15 protein-coding genes are annotated in these 18,809 nt (G+C 48.9%); 7 read left to right on the forward strand and 8 right to left on the reverse strand.

What is annotated here, in order from left to right; translation table 11 throughout:
• Positions 1-11 precede the first annotated feature (11 nt).
• Both gluQRS and dksA read right to left on the reverse strand, forming a co-directional pair.
• Positions 12-938 (reverse strand): tRNA glutamyl-Q(34) synthetase GluQRS, encoded by a 927-nt coding sequence (gene gluQRS / locus ACINK7_RS05690; protein WP_404361415.1) that lies wholly within the window; start codon positions 936-938, stop codon positions 12-14.
• Positions 935-1,369, reverse strand: coding sequence for an RNA polymerase-binding protein DksA (gene dksA, locus ACINK7_RS05695; RefSeq protein WP_404360345.1), 435 nt, complete (start codon positions 1,367-1,369; stop codon positions 935-937). The genes gluQRS and dksA overlap by 4 nt, the downstream gene beginning before the upstream one ends.
• 112 nt (positions 1,370-1,481) lie before the next feature.
• On the opposite strand from dksA, the gene ACINK7_RS05700 reads away from it, so the two are divergent.
• Positions 1,482-2,657: an aminotransferase class I/II-fold pyridoxal phosphate-dependent enzyme gene (locus ACINK7_RS05700; protein WP_404360346.1), complete on the forward strand. Its 1,176-nt coding sequence runs from the start codon at positions 1,482-1,484 to the stop codon at positions 2,655-2,657.
• 621 nt (positions 2,658-3,278) lie between these two features.
• Here the strand turns inward: ACINK7_RS05700 and ACINK7_RS05705 are convergent.
• The 4 genes from ACINK7_RS05705 to ACINK7_RS05720 form a co-directional block, all read right to left on the reverse strand.
• Positions 3,279-3,743 (reverse strand): peroxiredoxin, encoded by a 465-nt coding sequence (locus ACINK7_RS05705; protein ID WP_404360347.1) that lies wholly within the window; start codon positions 3,741-3,743, stop codon positions 3,279-3,281.
• 102 nt (positions 3,744-3,845) lie between these two features.
• Entirely contained in the window at positions 3,846-4,847 is a 1,002-nt protein-coding gene (locus tag ACINK7_RS05710) for a class 1 fructose-bisphosphatase (protein ID WP_404360348.1), read from the reverse strand.
• Positions 4,848-5,174: 327 nt separating this feature from the next.
• Complete coding sequence (locus tag ACINK7_RS05715; RefSeq protein WP_404360349.1) at positions 5,175-5,447, reverse strand: SemiSWEET transporter; 273 nt, start codon at positions 5,445-5,447, stop codon at positions 5,175-5,177.
• 237 nt (positions 5,448-5,684) lie between these two features.
• Positions 5,685-7,442 carry a sugar phosphorylase gene (locus ACINK7_RS05720; protein ID WP_404360350.1) on the reverse strand — a complete coding sequence of 586 codons (1,758 nt, stop codon included), beginning with the start codon at positions 7,440-7,442 and terminating at the stop codon, positions 5,685-5,687.
• A gap of 1,044 nt (positions 7,443-8,486) precedes the next feature.
• On the opposite strand from ACINK7_RS05720, the gene ACINK7_RS05725 reads away from it, so the two are divergent.
• From ACINK7_RS05725 to ACINK7_RS05735, 3 genes are read left to right on the forward strand one after another with little or no spacing between them, the layout of a single operon-like run.
• On the forward strand, positions 8,487-9,200 hold the full coding sequence (locus ACINK7_RS05725) for an MBL fold metallo-hydrolase (RefSeq protein ID WP_404360351.1): 714 nt from the start codon (positions 8,487-8,489) through the stop codon (positions 9,198-9,200).
• A 2-nt stretch (positions 9,201-9,202) separates the two neighbouring features.
• Positions 9,203-10,108, forward strand: coding sequence for a sulfite exporter TauE/SafE family protein (locus ACINK7_RS05730; RefSeq protein WP_404360352.1), 906 nt, complete (start codon positions 9,203-9,205; stop codon positions 10,106-10,108).
• Positions 10,105-10,950, forward strand: a complete 846-nt coding sequence (locus tag ACINK7_RS05735; protein WP_404360353.1) for a sugar nucleotide-binding protein — start codon at positions 10,105-10,107, stop codon at positions 10,948-10,950. The genes ACINK7_RS05730 and ACINK7_RS05735 overlap by 4 nt, the downstream gene beginning before the upstream one ends.
• 288 nt (positions 10,951-11,238) lie before the next feature.
• On the opposite strand, the gene ACINK7_RS05740 is transcribed toward ACINK7_RS05735, so the two are convergent.
• Together ACINK7_RS05740 and ACINK7_RS05745 are read right to left on the reverse strand one after the other, a co-directional pair.
• Positions 11,239-12,447: an acetate/propionate family kinase gene (locus ACINK7_RS05740; RefSeq protein ID WP_404360354.1), complete on the reverse strand. Its 1,209-nt coding sequence runs from the start codon at positions 12,445-12,447 to the stop codon at positions 11,239-11,241.
• Positions 12,448-12,518: 71 nt separating this feature from the next.
• The gene (locus ACINK7_RS05745; RefSeq protein ID WP_404360355.1) at positions 12,519-14,909 is read right to left on the reverse strand and encodes a phosphoketolase; all 2,391 of its coding nucleotides are present in this window, start codon (positions 14,907-14,909) and stop codon (positions 12,519-12,521) included.
• A gap of 294 nt (positions 14,910-15,203) precedes the next feature.
• On the opposite strand from ACINK7_RS05745, the gene ACINK7_RS05750 reads away from it, so the two are divergent.
• The 3 genes from ACINK7_RS05750 to lpxB all read left to right on the forward strand — a co-directional run bounded on the left by ACINK7_RS05750 (position 15,204) and on the right by lpxB (position 18,739).
• Complete coding sequence (locus ACINK7_RS05750) at positions 15,204-16,139, forward strand: Gfo/Idh/MocA family oxidoreductase (protein ID WP_404360356.1); 936 nt, start codon at positions 15,204-15,206, stop codon at positions 16,137-16,139.
• A 328-nt stretch (positions 16,140-16,467) separates the two neighbouring features.
• Entirely contained in the window at positions 16,468-17,565 is a 1,098-nt protein-coding gene (locus ACINK7_RS05755) for a DegT/DnrJ/EryC1/StrS family aminotransferase (protein ID WP_404360357.1), read from the forward strand.
• A 22-nt stretch (positions 17,566-17,587) separates the two neighbouring features.
• Complete coding sequence (gene lpxB, locus ACINK7_RS05760; RefSeq protein WP_404360358.1) at positions 17,588-18,739, forward strand: lipid-A-disaccharide synthase; 1,152 nt, start codon at positions 17,588-17,590, stop codon at positions 18,737-18,739.
• Positions 18,740-18,809: the final 70 nt, after the last annotated feature.

Here is an 18,809-nt window from a genome sequence, read left to right on the forward strand (position 1 = left end):
CCTTATGTTCTTTAGACGTACGAGGCATCGAGGTCGGCGGCTGGGCAGATAGCGGTCATCGTTGATAAATGCCCGGGTTGCCAATGGCTGATGGCCCAGTCCAATATTTCGGATAAAGACGCATCGGCCAGTTCTTGCGGCGGCGCTTGCTTTAGTAATTCCAGTAAACTAAATATAACACGCGACGGATGGTCGGTAGCAACAGGCCGAGCAAACGATTGCTTGCTGAGTTTGATGCCGTTCGAGTCGGTAATTAACGGAACATGCATATAGCTCGGTTGCTTAAAGTCCAGCTTTTGTTGCAGAAAGACCTGTTTGATCGTCGAGTCCAGTAGGTCGACACCGCGAACGATATCGGTAACGCCTTGTAGATGATCGTCGATGACGACCGTGAATTGATAGGAGAAGATCGCATCTTTTCTTCTTAAGATAAAGTCGCCGTGTTGGGTGGCGAGATTTTCGGACTGCGTGCCCTGCAAGCGATCGTTGAATGTCGAATGGATAGCCTCGACCCTAATGCGAACGGCATGAGGCGATTTTTCCGGAAAAGTTCGGTGTCGGCACAATCCGGGATAAATTGCGGAATGTTTTATCTCTGCGAGCGATTTACGGCTGCAGAGGCACGGATAAAGTAATTCTTGGTCTTTTAATAGATCGAGGTAGTAGCGGTAGTGTTCAAGATGGCGGCTTTGGTAATAAACATCGCCGTCCCAGGTTAAACCAAACCTTTCTAATGTCTTGAGTATCGAGTCGGCGGCGCCTGCGACATTGCGTGGCGTATCGATGTCGTCGATTCTAACCAGCCATTGTCCTTCTTGATTTCGAGCATCGAGAAAGCTTGCCAAGGCTGCATAAAGAGAGCCAAGATGAAGAGGGCCGGAAGGCGAGGGCGCGAACCGGCCGATATAGCGGGTGAGAACGGGGGAAGCCGGGGTTATCCCATTTGCTTTTCCCGAATTTCGTCGAGTGTTTTACAGTCGATGCACATCGTTGCGGTGGGGCGGGCCTCCAGTCGGCGTATACCGATTTCAATGCCGCAAGACTCGCAAAAACCGTAATCGCCCGATTCAATATCCTTTAACGCCTGATCGATTTTTCTAATCAGCTTGCGTTCGCGGTCGCGGGTCCTCAATTCCAGGCTAAACTCGGACTCTTGCGTCGCTCTATCGTTAGGATCCGGAAAATTCGCGGCATCGTCTTGCATATGATGCACAGTTCGATCCACTTCCTCCATTAAATTGGCTTTCCATTTATTGAGAATGCTTTCGAAATGACGAAGCTGGGCTTCGTTCATATACTCTTCGTCCGCTTTTTCTTGATAAGGTTTAAAACTGAAAGGTGAGGAATCAGTTTTATTGCTATCGCTCATCCGTTAACTCCCGGGAAGATTCAATTAAAAAACTGCGCATTTTTATCAGAACGGGAAGCGCATAGCAAGAATTATTGATATTATTTGTCGGTTTGTAATAAACCAAGAAAAAATGAATAAACAACCGGCGGATCGAACCGAAACAATTAGCGCTTTTTATGTCATGGCAATTTTAGAGCGCGCCAAGGAATTAGAACGGCAGGGCAGAGATGTCATTCATATGGAGATTGGCGAGCCTGATTTTTTGACGCCGCGAAGCATCACCGATGCATCGATTGCTTATCTTGAGGCGGGGAATGTCAAATACACGCCTGCCGCCGGACTTTCAGAGCTTCGGGCAAGCATTGCAAAATTCTATCGCGATCGCTACGGCGTGACTGTCGATGACGGGCGAATTTTTATTACGCCGGGGGCGTCCGGTGCCTTTTTGCTGGCCTTGGGCGCGAGTCTCAATGCCGGCGAAAAAATATTGATGGCCGATCCTTGTTATCCGTGCAATAGCAATTTCGTTAAGTTTTTGGGAGGCCGGGCGCAAACGATTCCGGTCGACGCGTGCAGCGATTTTCAATTGAATTCGGCGTTGATCGAAAAACATTGGTCGAACGATTGCAAAGGTGCGGTTATTGCCTCGCCGTCGAATCCGACCGGTACCGTGATTGCTCCGGATGTTTTGCGGCAAGCGATCGACACGGTTCATGAGCGTAATGGTGTGTTTTATTCCGATGAAATTTATCACGGTCTGGTTTACGACGGAAACGATGCCGTTAGCGCATTGCAGTACAGCCCCGATGTTTTTGTGATCAACAGTTTTTCGAAATATTTCGGCATGACCGGTTGGCGGGTCGGTTGGTTGATCGTGCCTGAAGCTTATGCCGAAGTTGTCGAAAAGCTTGCACAAAATATTTTTATCGCGACTGCCAGTCATTCGCAATATGCGGCATTGGCGGCTTTTGAAACCGCGACTTTGGAAGAATTGGAAAAGCGCCGATTAGAGTTTCAAAAAAGAAGAGATTTTCTCTACGGGCAGTTGCACGATTTGGGATTTAAACTCCCGGCCAAGCCGGACGGCGCATTTTATATATATGCCGATTGTTCGCCATTTACCGATGATAGTTATCGGTTCGCCTTGGATTTACTCGAAGCCGAAGGCCTTGCGGTGACGCCAGGCAAGGATTTTGGTGTTAACCAAGCGGAACGTTTCATCCGCTTTGCTTATACGACGTCGATTGAAAGAACGGGCGAAGCAATGACGCGTTTGGCGCGTTTTATAAATAAGGTTAAAGGTTAAAGGTTAAAGGGGAAAGGGGAAAGGGGAAAGAGGAAAGAGGAAAGAGGAAAGGGGGGCGCAATTGGAATGGGCGCCAACTTAAGGAAAAAACGCGTCATTCCGCCATGGATTCACTCCGGGCTATCCTGCCCGGAGCCCTTCGGGTAAATGCAAATCCGCTCCATACGGATTTGTGGCGGAATCCAGGGCCAGGGATGGCAATGCATCGCGTCGCGTCCTTTGCAGGACGGGGGTTGCAACCGCTTCCTAATCGTTTCGACCATGGTCGAAGTAAGGATTCGGTTATAAATAACTTCCCTATTTTTAATATAGGGCAGGCAGGTTCGGTAGCTCGATTGACAGGTGTCGGCGGCAGGGCAGATTTTTGCTCATGCAAAATCTGCATTCACGCCATCCTTGGCGATCAGATAGCCGCCGTCAAGCCTACACGGATGTATTCACGGCGTCCTGTCAAGCGAGTTGCCGAACCCGCTACAAAGCTCATAGCTAAAGGAAGTTATTTGTCACGAAATCCTAAGCCGAAATGTTTAGGGCGAAACGAAACGTCAGGGACGGGTTAAATAACCCGTCCCGCAGAAGATTAGGACTCCTTATCTTCATGGTGAAATCCTTTTTCTAGGGTCAAAGTTTTTTAACTTTCTCCAGCACCGCTTGCGCATGCCCTTCGGGGCTGACTCCGTATTCGACATCGGCCAAATTGCCTTGTTTATCGATAATAAACGTCGATCTGAAAATCGCCATGCTCTTGACGCCGTTTTTCTCTCTCTCGCGCCAGACGCCGTAACTTTCGCAGAGTTCGCCGTTGGTGTCGGCCAGTAAATCGACCTTGAGGCCGAATTTGTCGATAAACGCTCGATGGCTCTCGCAGTTATCCTTGCTGACGCCGATGACGACCGTATCGTATTCGGCGAATTCCGATGCCTTTTGAGTAAATTCATTGGCTTCTATCGTACAGCCGGGTGTATCGTCCTTTGGATAAAAATAAAGAACCACGTTCTTTTTGCCGAGATAATCGGACAGACTGACGGGTTGATCGTATTGATTAACCGATTGGAAATCCGGTGCTTTTTGCTGTGCTTCTAACATGCGTTACCCCTTGAATTTAAGTTTGGTGGAATATATTTCGCGTACTGTGTGCAAATCGATTCGCGCGGATTAAGCGCCCAAGTAGGATGCGCAGTGCGCAGCCTACGACTGATGATACTCGATAATCCGGTCGACTTCGCTTTTAGAACCCAAAATCAACGGAACGCGTTGATGGAGGCCTTTCGGTTGAACGTCGAGCATGCGCTCACGTCCGGTTGAACAGGCCCCGCCGGCTTGTTCGACGATAAAGGCGACCGGATTGGCTTCATACATCAAGCGCAATCTACCTGGCTTAGCAGGATCGCGCAAATCATAGGGATATAAAAATACGCCGCCGCGGGTTAAAATCCGGAAAACTTCGGCCACCAAGGATGCCACCCAGCGCATGTTGAAGCTTTTGCCGCGCGGGCCATTTTCGCCCGCCACGCATTCGTCTATATAACGTTTGACCGGCGCTTCCCAAAAGTGTTGGTTCGACATATTGATTGCGAATTCGGAGGTTTCGCTTGGAATGGTCATATTGGGATGCGTCAGAATGAACTCGCCGATGTCCTGGTCCAGCGTAAAGCCGTTGACGCCGTGACCGGTTGTCAAGATCATCATCGTTGACGGACCGTACAAAACGAATCCGGCGCAGACTTGTTCGCTGCCTTTTTGTAAAAAGTCGTCGAGTTGCGGCTCGTCGGTTCCGTTATAGCGCAAAATGGAAAAAATGGTTCCGACAGTCAAGTTGACGTCGATGTTGGAGGAGCCGTCCAGCGGATCGAATAGCGCTAGGTATTTACCACGCGGATAATGATCGGGAATTCGGATGATGTCGTCGACTTCCTCGGAAGCCATACCCGATAGGTGTCCCGTCCAAATAAGCGAATCTACCATGATGTCGTTAGTGATGATGTCCAGTTTTTTCTGTACTTCACCCTGTACGTTTTCCGAATCTGCGCTGCCCAGAACGCCGATTAAGTCTCCTCGATTAACTAGGTGCGATATCTGTTTGCAAGCTTTGACGATGTCGTTCAGTAATAATGTAAACGTTCCTGATACGCCAGGGAATTCGCGTTGTTGCTCGATGATGAATCGGGTTAGGGTAACATTTTTGGTCATGTTCTTTTGGTCTCCATTTGAGTAGGGTTATACCCATCGTAAATCAAAATTCGGCACCGGGGTGCCCGTCAAAGGCCCAGCACCTAAATCCAGCACCTAAATTCCATAGGCCTTTGGCAATAATTCAAAATCATGGCTTATTTAGGTGCTGGATGAATTATCCAAGGCAGTTAACCATAGACAATGCGCTATGGAATTTAGGTGCTGGGTGAATACATCCATGTAGGCTCTATGCCAGCTCCCTGCTGGTAAAGCCTTTACCGAGCACTCCGGCGCCTCCTTAGGCACTACCGAAATTTGAAGTGCGAAAGGTATAAAACCCGTAAGCTACTGTCTGCCGCTTAATGTATTGTAGACTTTGAAAGACAGTATCGATAAAGCCAATAAAAATGTTATTGAATTAGCGAAGATAATAGCCTTGTCTGAAATCGACAACCCATAGATAAGCCAAAGTAAAACGCCGGTCGTAAAGAGGCTATACATGCTTAATGATAGCGATTCGGTATTGCGCGTTTTGAGCGTCAATAGTGCCTGAGGTAAAAAAGACAGGGTAGTGAGTGTCGCGGCAATATAACCGATGACTTCAGTTGTTATTTGCATGAATTTTATAGGATTTGCCGGTTAGCGGGTCGGCGTTAAAAACGTAATTATTCAGCCCCCAAACATTTTAGGACAATAAGCCTGGGAGCGCGGGCGTCCCGCCCTCGCTGAATGCGCCCAGGATGGCCGCATTCTCAGGAAAATGTTCAAGGAGTATGAATAATTACTTAAAAACAGTTTATTATCGACATTATAGGTTTTTCGGTTCAGGTTCGAAACAACTTCTCGCGAAGTATGCTAATCCAAGGCTTCGAGCCAGGCGGTTTGGTATGGATACAAAACCAGTTCGGCGGTATTTTTATGGATTGCGGTGCGTTCGATCAAATCCCGCCACAATCCCGACCCTTCAGGGCGGGGATGATTAGGCAAAGTCATGGTTTGTCGTTGCGGCGTAATATTGCTTACGACCAGGATGCGTTGGCGATGATCCGGGCTAGTACGCCAAAATGAAAACAATGCCGGGCTATTGCTTAGCGTTTCCTGAGCCGAGTCCGGATGAAAGGCGGCTTGCCTTCTTCGAATGCTGAGTAACCGTTTGAATTCATGAAATATAATCGCATTTGGGCTATGAGGGTTATTTAACAAGTCCATCAATTCGCTATATTCCCATTTATGCCGGTTGATCGATCGCGTTTTGCCCGATTGCTCGACGCCATGATAATCATTAGCGGTTGCAATCAGGCTATTGATGTAAATGGCCGGAATCCCCTGCAACGATATCATGATGGTATGCGCGCAAATAAATCGTTGAATCTGCCATTGATCCAGGCCTAAAGAAGTACCTTTAAGGGCGTCGAACAACGCGATATTGATTTCGTAAGGTGCGGGGCGCCCATCCAAACCGGTGCGCGTGCTGACATAGCCGCCGTATTCGTGCATCGCATCGACCAAAACCTTGACTTCCTGCTCAGGCAATATGCCTTCCGCCGGACGTAGGCCAATGCCGTCGTGAGATGCGATAAAATTCAAATAGGTGCAATTTTTTTGCGGACGTGGCATATCCTTAGCCCAACGGGTCAAGTAATGCGAGTTACCTTGGTACAGAGCATGCAATAATAGCGGCGGTAGCGTGAATTGATAGACCATGTGAGCTTCGTCGCTGTTGCCGAAATAGCTTAGGTTTTCACCGTTCGGTACATTGGTTTCGGTGATCAATACCGTGCCGGGTGCAATTAGATCGACAATGTCGCGTATTAACTTGACGATTTCGTGCGTTTCGCGCAAGTTGATACAGCGGGTTTCCAATTTTTTCCATAGAAACGCGACCGCATCCAGACGAATGAATCGGGAGCCTTTTTGGATATACAACAGCAAGATGTCGATGAATTCGAACAACACGTCGGGATTGGCGAAGTTGACGTCGATTTGGTCTTCGCCGAATGTCGCCCAAACATAGCGTAAGCCCTGATGGGTATGAGCAGGCACTAGCACCGGCGTGCTGCGCGGACGCACGACTGAGCTGACATCGGTATTTTCCGGCAATTCGATAAAATAATCGCAGGCCGGTTTTTTATGACTGAGGTAATCGATAAACCAAAGATTTTCGCGGGAAACATGATTGATCACCAAGTCGGTCATCAAGCTAAAGTCTTGTGCAAGACGCTCGATGTCCCGCCAGTCGCCTAATTGAGGATCGACCGTTTTGTAGTCGATCACTGCAAAACCATCGTCGGAACTAAACGGAAAATAAGGCAAAACATGAATGCTATTGATGCAATCTTTTAGATGGAGTAATGAAAATTCGTAGAGCGTCGCTAAAGGTTTTGCGTCGGTTTGCCGGATGTTATCGCCGTAGGTGATCAGAATGACATCCTGCTCGTTCCAATATTCGGGAAGAGGTTGCGCCTTCGGGACCGAAAAATGCTGCATACGGTCGAGTAAACGGTTCATCAAGTCTTTCGTACGTTCTTCGCCGTAAAGAAATATAAGCCGTGATTCCGCGCGTTGCGTGAACCAAAAAGGAAATTCTTGGATAATGGATTGAGATTTCGCCACGCTTTCACCTGTTTCAGTTAACTATCTTTTCCGTCTCTGCGGGACGGGTTTTTTAACCCGTCCCTCCAAATCGAATGTGCGGTTCCGATTTTAATCAAGTTTAAAAAATCATTGTTGCTTAATATTATCTACGTAAGCAGTATTCATGCCTGCGGCCGAACAAATAAAATGGTTAATTATTTGCACTAAAAATGTGCGTTAATAGTTTTCGTGCTCTATTTTAGGGATATGATAAATCTAAAAAAATCAGTTCAGTATTCTAAACGCCATTCGACCTGAGTCTAGTCGAAGGGTCAATGGGTGACGAGTAGAATCCGCTAATGCATGCCTTTATGATGTTAGCCATTTGTTTGAGTATAAAAAAAGGAGTAGCTTTAATTAGGCTATGTTTGCGGCCATAGTTGAAAAATTACTCGTGATTACCGGAAACACTTAGAAATTCAAAGTGAATTGTAGGTACGCTACGCGTACCTAATGTCGGCATGAGGCAATACATGAAGGTACTTTAAGCTATGGACGGTATTGCTGTACCCTTCAGTCTTCAAGTTTCGAGATTGGTGTGGTATTAATAGTTGATACTCAGTTGACTCAAAGTCAGCAGAAACCAAAGGATATAGCTCTAAATAACTTGCTTTTTTCAATATTGAGCGAATTATTGAAAGGAGGGTACGGTTGCTCGATTGACAGGTGTCGGCGGCAGGGCAGATTTTTGCTCCTCGGCAATTGCTCCTGCATTGCCCTAATACACGCCATCCATGGCGTAATGCAAAATCTGCATTCACCCAGCACCTAGATTAACTATGAAGCACATGAAGTGCATAATTTATTTAAATTACGTTATCTACAGACTTCGCATAACCCTTAAGGATTGCAAAAATGTTTTGCAAAGGCATAGCAAGCTATTGAATTAACTTCTTATTCTTCATGATCTTCATGGTGAAATGCTTTTTCTAGGGTTAACAATGCTTCACTTTCAAGAGCGCATTCCGTACAATCAATATTAGCATTTAATTATAGACTGACTCATTGCTTCGGAGACTCGCCATGATTTTTAGACAACTTTTTGAACCCGATACCTTTACCTACAGCTATTTGTTGGGTTGCGAACGTACCCGAAAAGCCATTATTATCGATTCGGTCGAAAGCGAAGCCGATATGTACATGGAATTATTGGGCGATTTGGATTTAACGCTGATCAACACCCTTGAAACACACGTTCATGCCGACCATATTACAGCGGCCGGCTTGTTGAGAGATAGGGTGGGCAGCAAAAGCATCGTGCATCGCGATGCCGGAGCGATGTGCGCAGATTTACTCGTTACCGACGGTGTGGAATTGCAGGTCGGCGATATCGAAATCAAAGTTTTGCATACGCCCGGCCATACTTCAGGTTGTGTCAGTTATGTTATCGGCGACCGAGTATTTACCGGCGATGCTTTGCTTATCAACGGCTGCGGACGCACGGATTTTCAGGAAGGCGATGCTGCTACCCTGTACGACAGTATTACTAAAAAATTGTTTTCGTTGCCGCCCGACACGCTGGTATTTCCCGGTCATGATTACAACGGTAAAACCATTTCGACGATACGCCAGGAGATCGATTCGAATGCCCGGCTCGGCGCAGGCAAAAGCAAGGCCGAGTTCATCACAATTATGCATAATCTGGATTTACCGTACCCTAAGTATATCGATGAAGCGCTACCGGCCAATCAGGCCTGCGGTCAACCGGGCAGGGATGCTTTGATTCGGCAGGGCTAATCATGTATTTGCTGATCGCGCTGGCGACACTGATCGGTATTCTGCTCGGTTTGTTGGGCGGCGGCGGTTCAATTTTGACCGTGCCGGTGCTGGTTTACTTTGCCGGTTTGGAGGCAAAAGAGGCGATCGTCACTTCTTTGGTCGTGGTCGGTTTGACTAGCATCATTGCGGTAATCAATCATGCTCGGCATGGGTTCGTGTGCTGGAAAACCGGATTCACGTTCGGTGCGGCCGGTATGGCCGGCGCATTTTTGGGCGGGCGCAGTTCCGCTTTTATTCCCGATCCGATTTTGTTGGTCCTGTTTGCTGTCGTGATGATTGCTGCTTCGTTTTCAATGTTAAGGGGAAAGCGCGTGGCATCCGAAACTGCCGTAGAGGAGGCCGATGCCACGAAAAACCTTTGCCCGATTCATTTGCCGGTCATGGCGATTTTGTTCGACGGATTTTTGGTTGGGTTCGTGACCGGCTTGGTTGGCGTCGGCGGCGGCTTTTTACTGGTTCCGGCATTGAACTTTTTGGCCGGTCTGCCGATGCACGCCGCGATCGGCACTTCCTTATTCATCATCGTGCTGCAAGCCGGCGCAGCGTTGGCGGGGCATGCCGATCACATGCATCTCGATGTGGAATTAACTGCATTGTTCGCTGGTTTTGCAATACTCGGTAGTCTAATCGGTAGCTTTGCTTCCAGCAAAATCGACGGCCGATATCTAAAACCGGTCTTTGGCTTGTTCGTTTTGGGACTGGGCAGTTTTATTTTGTATCGTGAAACGGATATGGCCTTGATCGAGCAAATCCGTCAGCTAGCCGAAAAACACCAAGATTTTTTATTCGGCGGTCTGGCTATGATAGCTATTATGCTTTTCTACCGGCTTTGGCTTTTTCTGCATTCATTTCGAAGTGAAAAATGATGACAAAATTACTGATTGCCGGATACGGCGATATTGGCGCTAGGCTCGCCTCGATTCTCGATAGTAAGCATTATCAAGTTTTCGGCCTTAAAAGAAATCCACCTTTAAGCGATGCCGGTGGAGCCCGTTTTCTCAAAGCCGACCTGACTCGGCCGGAAGATCTCGAACGGCTCGATTGCGATTTCGATCAGGTACTTTACTTACCAACGCCCGGCGGACGCGATGCTGAAGCCTATCGTGCCGTTTTCGATACGGCATTAAACAATCTGATACAACGATTTAAAGCCGACGGCCGCATGCCGCAATGGTTTTTTGTTTCATCCACCGGCGTTTACGGGCAAACAGCCGGGGAATGGGTGGATGAATCTTCGGATGCCCAGCCGAATACCGTAACCGGGCAAATCATCCGTAAGGCCGAGCAAACGCTCTTGGAGCATGATCCCAGCGCGGTCATCGTGCGGTTTTCCGGTATTTACGGCCCGGGTAGAGAACGCCTTTTACAAATGGCGTCACGGCAAGCCGCCATTCAAGCCGACCCGCCTTATTACACGAACCGAATTCACCAATATGATTGCGCAGCTGTGTTGGCTTTTTTAATGAAAAAGCACGTTGAAGGAGAACGTCTCGACAATCTTTATTTGGCCAGTGACGACAATCCCGCGCCAATGTGGGACGTGATTTCATGGCTCGCTCAACAAATGAACAGCCAACCGCCGATTGCAAAACCTGCCGATAATGTTCCGGATCAAAATAAACGATGTCGGAATAGTCGCTTGAAGACCTTGGGATTCCGGTTTAAATACCCGACTTATCGGGAGGGTTATGGGGAGATGTTTAATTAAGGTTAAAGGGGAAAGAGGAAAGAGGAAAGAGGAAAGGTGGATGGGGTCCTTTGTGGGAGCGATCCCCTGATCGCGATTTCGAAGTCGAGCGTGTTAAGTAGCAATAAATGGTATCGAAGACTCATTGGCTAAGATTTACTGCCATCAAGTTAAGGACTTTTCCGTTCGCCCTGAGCCCTTCGGCTAAGCTCAGGAGAGCCGAAGGGCTCAGGGCAAGAGCTTGCTGAGACCGATACAACCTCAATCAACTCCGACTCGCTCGTTCAATTTTCCTTAGGGCATTGTTTTTTATGTCTGATCTTTATCAAGCACAGCCATGGTTTCTCGGGCAATTTGCAATTCTTCGTCAGTTTTAATGACTAGAATACGGGTTCGACTTTCCGCATGCCCGATTTCGGCGATAGCTCCGGTCACGCCGCTATTGGCCGCTTCATCAATGGCGATGCCCATACGCGACAAGCCTTCGCACGCTAAACGGCGTACTTCGGCCGCGTTTTCGCCGACGCCGCCGGTAAAAACCAGAGCGTCGACTTCGCCGAGTACCGCGTAGTAAGAGCCAATATATTTCTTGATTCGATAGCAATACAGATCGAGAGCCAAGCGGGCTCTTTCATCGCCTGCATTTGTTTGTTCGAGCACGGTTCTTAAGTCGTTGGTGCCGCACAAACCTTTTAATCCGGATTCGCGGTTCAAGGCCCGGTCGATAACGTTCGCCTCGGTATTTTCGGTTTGTTCGACAAATAGCGGTATCGCCGGGTCCAAATCGCCGCTACGCGTGCCCATCACTAAGCCTTCCAATGGTGTAAACCCCATCGACGTGTCGACGGAGCGGCCGTTTGCAATCGCCGTTGCGCTTGCGCCATTGCCCAAATGCAAAGTAATCAGATGGCTGCAATCGAAAGGTTTACCGATAAATTCGGCGGCTCGTCTCGCCACATAATGATGAGAGGTGCCATGAAAACCGAATCGGCGTATGCCGTAATCGCTGTACCATGTTTCCGGAATCGCATAACGATAGGCGTGAGGCGGCATCGTTTGGTGAAATGCCGTATCGAATACCGCCACCTGAGGGACGCCCGGGAAATGAGCCAAGCAACTCTCGATGCCAAGCAAGTTAACCGGATTATGCAGCGGCGCTATTCGGCAGAGCGCGCGTATCGACTCGATCGTATCGTCATCGACGAAGGCAGGACCGGAAAACCGATCGCCGCCATGCACGACGCGGTGGCCTATTGCATCGACCGAGCAATTTCCGCCCAAAATCTCGAAGACTGCCTTAAAGGCTTGGTGATGATCGGCAGCGGCGACCGACTGCTTGATTTCATTTAAACGACCCGAGTCGCCGGCGGTTTTATGAATGATCCGGCTTTCCTGTTCTCCGATGCGTTCCAGCAAGCCGTCTGCCAGTACCTGTTCTTGCGGCAGAGCAATCAATCGATACTTGATTGAGGAACTGCCGCTGTTGATAACGAGAATGTTGCCCTTTGGTATCGTCATATCCTTAAAATGATTTTGGTGAACGCCGTTTTACAAATAAAAATCAAAAATATAGACATTTGCCGTTTCTATTAAAACGGCCATTGCCAACCGGTGATTTCGGGTTTATCGGTGCCGTGTTGATGCGCATAACGAAGATTCTCGATGATTTCGTTTTTCATGAGCTCCTTGAGATGGGCCGCTCTGATTTGCAATTTCGGAACCCGATCGATCACATCGATGACTAAATTGAAGCGATCAACTTCGTTCAGAATCGCAAGCTCCATCGGCGTATTGATATTGCCGCGCTCCTTATAGCCGCGCACATGCAGATTTTCATGGTTCTTGAAGCGATAGGCCAGTTTATGGATCAACCAGGGATAGCCGTGGAAATTAAAAATCACCGGCTTATCGACCGTGAATAGGCTGTCGAATTCGCGATGACTCAAGCCGTGGGGGTGCTCGGTATTCGGTTGTAATTTGAATAAATCGACCACATTGACAAAGCGGACTTTAAGATCGGGCAAGTGTTCGCGCAAAATGGCCGTGGCCGCCAGCGCTTCTAGGGTTGCGACATCGCCGCAGCAAGCCATGACTAAGTCCGGGATTTCACCCTGGTCGTTGCTGGCGCGTTCCCATAGACCGACGCCCTTGGTGCAATGGACAACGGCTTCTTCAATCGTCAAAAACTGAAGATGTTTTTGCTTGTCCGCGACAATGACGTTGATATAGTCGGTCGAGCGCAGGCAATGATCGGCGACCGACAGCAGGGTGTTTGCATCGGGCGGCAAATAAACGCGGGTTACCGACGGGCTTTTGTTCGTAACCAGATCGATGAAGCCGGGGTCTTGATGTGAGAATCCGTTATGATCCTGGCGCCACACGGTCGATGACAACAAGATATTTTGCGAAGACACCTTCGCTCGCCATGGCACATGGTTTTTGCTGGTGTCGAGCCATTTTGCATGTTGGTTGAACATCGAATCGACGACATGGGCGAAGGCTTCGTAAGTATGGAAAAAGCCGTGTCGTCCGGTCAACAAGTAACCTTCGAGCCATCCGACCAGGGTATGTTCGGAGAGCATTTCCATGACGCGCCCGTCCCGGCTCAATTCGCCGCCGTCTTCGTCTTCGGGTAAAAAATCCGCCATCCAAGTCTTTTTAGAAGCGCCATAGACTGCTTGCAAGCGGTTCGATGCGGTTTCGTCCGGGCCGAAAATCCGGAAATTGTTCATGTTGTTTTTGAGAACGTCCCGTAAAAATTCGCCCAGCGGCTTGGTGTTTTCGTGCTCGGTTTGGCCGAGCCGGTTGACTTCGACCGCATAGTCGCGAAAGTCGGGTAATTTGAGCGCCTTGCGCAATAAGCCGCCGTTGGCGTGAAGATTGGCGCTCATTCGGCGCTGGCCTTGTGGAGAAAGTTCTTTGAGTTCTTCCACTAGGCGGCCGTTGTCGTCGAATAGCTCTTCCGGTCGATAGCTTTGTAGCCATTCCTCTAGTAAGCGCAAGCCGGACGAACTGGTGCCTGCGTCGGCAAAAGGCACTTGATGAGATCGCCACGAGCCTTCGGATTGATGGCCGTTGATTGTTTTCGGTCCGGACCAGCCTTTCGGGGACCGTAACACGATCATCGGCCAACGCGGACGCTCTGCGATTCCGCTTTCTCGGGCGGACTTTTGAATGGTTTTGATTTCGGCGATGGCTTCATCCACGACAGAAGCCATTTTTTGATGCATTTCGGCCGGATCACTTCCTTCGACGAAATAGGGCCGATAACCATAACCGATAAACATGGCCTCCAGTTCTTCGTGACTGATACGGGCAAGGATTGTCGGATTGGCGATTTTGTAGCCATTCAGATTGAGGATGGGCAAGACCGCGCCGTCGCGAATCGGATTCAAAAATTTATTCGAATGCCAAGCAGTCGCCAATGGCCCCGTTTCCGCTTCGCCGTCGCCGACCACACAGGCGACGATCAAATCCGGATTGTCGAACGCCGCGCCGTAGGCATGTGCGAGACTGTAGCCCAATTCGCCGCCTTCATGGATCGAGCCGGGCGTTTCCGGCGTGACATGTGAGCCGATCTGGCCCGGAAAGGAAAATTGTTTGAAGAATTTACGCATGCCTTCCGTGTCTTCGCTTTTATCGGGATAGACCTCGGAATAAGTGCCTTCCAAGTAACTTGGCCCTAAAACGCCGGGGGCTCCATGACCGGGACCGGCGATAAAAATCACATCGAGCTCGTCACGTTTGATCAAACGATTGAGATGCGCCCAGGCAAACGACAACGCGGGACTGGCTCCCCAGTGGCCTAATAAACGATGTTTGACGTGTTCGGTCGACAAGGGTTCTTTCAGGAGAGGATTGGCTCGGAGATAAATCATGCCGACCGACAAATAATTGCAGGCGCGCCACCAAGCATCGATTTTTCTTAATTCTTCGGCATCGAGAGGGCCGGAAACAGATAATGATTCATCAGTGCTCATAGAGTTTCTCCTAAGGTTTAGGGTTGTCCGAAAATTTCAGGAAACAGAGATTCAACTCATTTTTCAGGTTCACGGCTACAATATAACGCAGATGTGACCGCAATGTGACCGTTTTGATGTATCGTGCGTCGAATGTTCGCTATGAATCTTCTGTCTGAAGCATCCCGCTCGATGCTTTGTAAAAGTCCGTTTCATGGATTATATGGAATAGTCTACAATGCATCATTTAGATAATTCACAGGAACGCGAAGTCTGCGGTAGCGTTGCTGTCTGATGAGAATTTTAGTTGGCACTATGAAAAAATTAAAATGTGCGGTTATTGGAACCGGTTATCTCGGTAAGTTTCATGCCGAGAAATATGCAGCGCTGCCCGACTGCGAATTGACGGCAGTCGTCGATATCAACGAAACGGCCGCGCGTAATGTCGCTGAAAAACATGGTGCAAGGGCCTTGACCAAATATCAGTCTTTGTTGGGTCAGGTCGATGCGGTCAGTATCGTTGTGCCGACGACCTTGCATCATCGGGTTGCCAAAGATTTTCTCGAGGCTGGTGCGCATGTGTTGGTCGAAAAGCCGATTACCGTGACAGTCGATGAAGCCGATGACTTAATCGCCATTGCCGAGCGCAACAAAGTCATTCTGCAAGTCGGTCATCTGGAACGCTTTAACCCGGCTGTACTAGGTCTTGGGCAGGCGGAGGAAAAACCGCTATTTATCGAATCGCACCGCTTGTCTCCATTCAATCCGCGCGCCAACGATGTTAGCGTCGTACTGGATTTAATGATTCACGACATCGATATTATTTTGGCTTTGGTCGATTCCGAAGTCGAGCGAATCGATGCGAGCGGTACGTCGGTTTTGACTTCCGATATCGATATCGCCAATGCCAGGTTGGTGTTTAAGAGCGGTTGCGTCGCCAATGTTACGGCCAGCCGGATTAGTATGAAAATGGAACGTAAAATGCGTATGTTCAGACCGAGTTCTTATATATCGGTCGATTTCCAAAATCGGGTGCTAACCAAGCACAAAACGGGACCAAAAGAAATGTTCCCAGGAATCCCTGAGATATTGACCGAAGAGTCGGTGTTCGAAAACGGCGATGCGCTGCTTGAAGAAATCAAACATTTCGTCAATTGTATTCGTTCAGGAAGCAATCCGCTGGTACCGGGTGAGGCTGGTAGACGCGCATTGGCGACAGCATTGGAAATTTCCAAGGCGTTGAGTAAATAACAGTAACGTTCATGAAGGCCTATCGTCCCGGCAAATAAAAGTTCTCTGGTGGCAGAGGGTGCGGTCACTCGCCCGACAGGACGCCGTAAATACGTCCATGTAGGCTCGACGGCGGCTCCCTGCCGCCGACACCTGTCGGTCGAGCAACCGCACCCTCCTCGGAACCGACATTGTTTTTTCATATCGAAAAATTAGATAAGGAATGCAAAACTGCGAACTTTCACAGTAAGATGTGCGTACAGAGGCGCGCAGATTTTTGTCCGGTCTATTCGGCCTGAGCGATTCAAGTTAAAAAAAATTATAGTTCTACGAAGAGGCGTTAATCGACATGATCCCTATGGTAAATTTGAAGGCCCAATATGCCGAAATCAAAGATGAAATCGAGCAAGGGCTTGCGCAAACGATTGAAAATTGTTCCTTCATATTGGGGCCGAATGTTCAAGGCTTCGAGAAGGAAGCGGCCGATTATTTGGGGGTCAAGCATGCCATCGGCGTGGCTTCAGGAACCGATGCGCTGCATTTGGCGTTAGCTGCCGAAGGCATCGGCGCCGGCGATGAAGTGATTACGACGGCTTTCACATTCATTGCCACGGCCGAGGCGATTTGCTATGTCGGCGCAAAACCGGTCTTCGTCGATATCGATCCGCGCACCTTCAATATCGACCCGGAAGCGATCGAGCAGGCGATCACGCCGAAAACCAAGGCCGTGATGCCGGTACATTTGTTCGGACAGCCGGCCGATATGGCAAGAATTAAAGAAATTTGCGGCAAGCACAATCTAAAATTGATTGAAGATTGCGCGCAATCGTTCGGCGCTCGCATCGATGGTAAACAAACCGGCAGTATCGGTAATGCGGCCGGTTTTAGCTTTTTTCCGAGCAAAAATCTCGGTGCATTCGGCGACGGAGGCCTGGTCACGACGAATTCGGACGAGACTGCCGCGAAAGTCAAAATGCTGCGCAATCACGGCTCCGATGTGCGCTATTATCACGATGTGATCGGCTATAACAGCCGGCTCGACGACATGCAGGCCGTGATTCTGCGCGTCAAATTGAAACGCATCGAACAATATAATCAAGGCCGCCGCCGCGCCGCGCACTTGTATTCGAAATTGATGGCCGATTTGCCGTTGACCGTGCCTTATGAAGACGGCTTAGGCGAGCATGTCTATCATCAATACACATTATTATGCGATCGGCGCGATGACGTGTTGAAAGCCTTGCAAGATAAGCAAATCGGCTGTGCGATCTATTATCCGGTGCCCTTGCACCGGCAAAATGTCTTCAAAGAAGCCTATGCCGATGTATCTTTGCCTGTGACCGAATCGGTTGCCGCGAGCTGCATGGCGCTGCCGATTTGTCCGAATTTGTCGGATGAAAACATCGAAACCATCGTCGGCGTGATTCGCTCCGTGCTGACGGCTTGATCAATCGCTGAGAGACCTGCTTTTGACAACTTCCCAGCCTTTTAAGGTCATGCTCAGCGCCGGCGAATCCTCCGGCGACCGTCATGCTGCGCATATGTTTCTCGAATTGAAGCGCCTGCATCCCGGCATCGAAGGACTTGGCATGGGCGGTGCGGCGATGCGCGAAGCCGGAATCGATATCCGCTGCGATTCGTCGAATATCGGGGTGATCGGCGTTGTTGAAGTGCTTAAGCATTACCGGGAAATCCGGCAAGCCTTAAAGCAAATGCAACGTTTATTGGTTGACGAACGGCCCGATTTGCTGGTTTGCGTCGATTATAAGGAATTCAATTTCAAATTGGCCAAATTTGCCAAAAGCATCGGCGTTAAAGTGTTGTTTTATGTAAGTCCTCAAGTTTGGGCTTGGCGTCCTGGGCGAGTTAAGCAATACGGTCGAGTGATCGATAGGATGGCGGTGATTTTTCCATTCGAAACAGCCTATTATGAAGCGGAGAACGTGCCGGTAAGTTATGTCGGACATCCGTCGATCGACAAAGTGCATCCTCGCTACACGAAACATGAAGATTTGGAGCGTTTCGGCCTAGACGGCGAGCGCCCCGTCATTGGGTTGATGCCCGGCAGCAGAAAACAAGAAATTGAACGATTGCTGCCGGTGATGCTGGACACCGCGTCGATTGTGCTTTCCCTTGTGCCCAGTGCGCAATTTATTTTGCCGCAAGCCCAAAGTGTCAGCGACGAACTACTTCGGTCATATCTCGATCGTTCCGAGTTGGCAATTAAGGTTATTAAAAACGAAACCTATGATGCGGTTCAATGTTGTACGGCGATTATGACGAGTTCAGGAACCGCTACGCTGGAAATTGCGTTACTACAGGTACCAATGGTCATCGTTTACAAACTATCCGAATTGACTTACTGGCTCGGAAGGTTGTTAGTGAAAACTCCTTTTATCGGTTTGCCCAATATCGTTGCGGGTAAGGCGGTGGTAAAAGAATTGATACAGCACGAAGCTAACGCGAAAAATATTGCCGATGAAATCGTCAAGCTATTGAGCGATCGAGCTTATTACGATGGAGTAAAGTCCGATTTGATTGGAATTAAAAATACGCTAGGCAGCGGAGAAGGGTCGAAAAAAATGGCGATCTTGGCTTTAGAAATGTTGACCGACAAATAAGAAAGACGGTTCGGTTTTAGCTATCGAACAATGATTGGAGTCTGTATTTCCTAGTAAATTACTAGGATTT

This window comes from Methylotuvimicrobium sp. KM1, assembly GCF_044788715.1.
Taxonomy (GTDB): Bacteria; Pseudomonadota; Gammaproteobacteria; order Methylococcales; family Methylomonadaceae; genus Methylotuvimicrobium.

Coding starts and splice junctions, on each gene's coding strand:
- ACINK7_RS05715 (WP_404360349.1), bottom strand. CDS start 5,447: ATGCAAATAACAACTGAAGTCATCGGTTATATTGCCGCGACACTCACT.
- ACINK7_RS05705 (WP_404360347.1), bottom strand. CDS start 3,743: ATGTTAGAAGCACAGCAAAAAGCACCGGATTTCCAATCGGTTAATCAA.
- ACINK7_RS05745 (WP_404360355.1), bottom strand. CDS start 14,909: ATGAGCACTGATGAATCATTATCTGTTTCCGGCCCTCTCGATGCCGAA.
- ACINK7_RS05750 (WP_404360356.1), top strand. CDS start 15,204: ATGAAAAAATTAAAATGTGCGGTTATTGGAACCGGTTATCTCGGTAAG.
- ACINK7_RS05730 (WP_404360352.1), top strand. CDS start 9,203: ATGTATTTGCTGATCGCGCTGGCGACACTGATCGGTATTCTGCTCGGT.
- dksA (WP_404360345.1), bottom strand. CDS start 1,369: ATGAGCGATAGCAATAAAACTGATTCCTCACCTTTCAGTTTTAAACCT.
- ACINK7_RS05740 (WP_404360354.1), bottom strand. CDS start 12,447: ATGACGATACCAAAGGGCAACATTCTCGTTATCAACAGCGGCAGTTCC.
- ACINK7_RS05755 (WP_404360357.1), top strand. CDS start 16,468: ATGATCCCTATGGTAAATTTGAAGGCCCAATATGCCGAAATCAAAGAT.
- ACINK7_RS05700 (WP_404360346.1), top strand. CDS start 1,482: ATGAATAAACAACCGGCGGATCGAACCGAAACAATTAGCGCTTTTTAT.
- ACINK7_RS05735 (WP_404360353.1), top strand. CDS start 10,105: ATGATGACAAAATTACTGATTGCCGGATACGGCGATATTGGCGCTAGG.
- ACINK7_RS05710 (WP_404360348.1), bottom strand. CDS start 4,847: ATGACCAAAAATGTTACCCTAACCCGATTCATCATCGAGCAACAACGC.
- ACINK7_RS05725 (WP_404360351.1), top strand. CDS start 8,487: ATGATTTTTAGACAACTTTTTGAACCCGATACCTTTACCTACAGCTAT.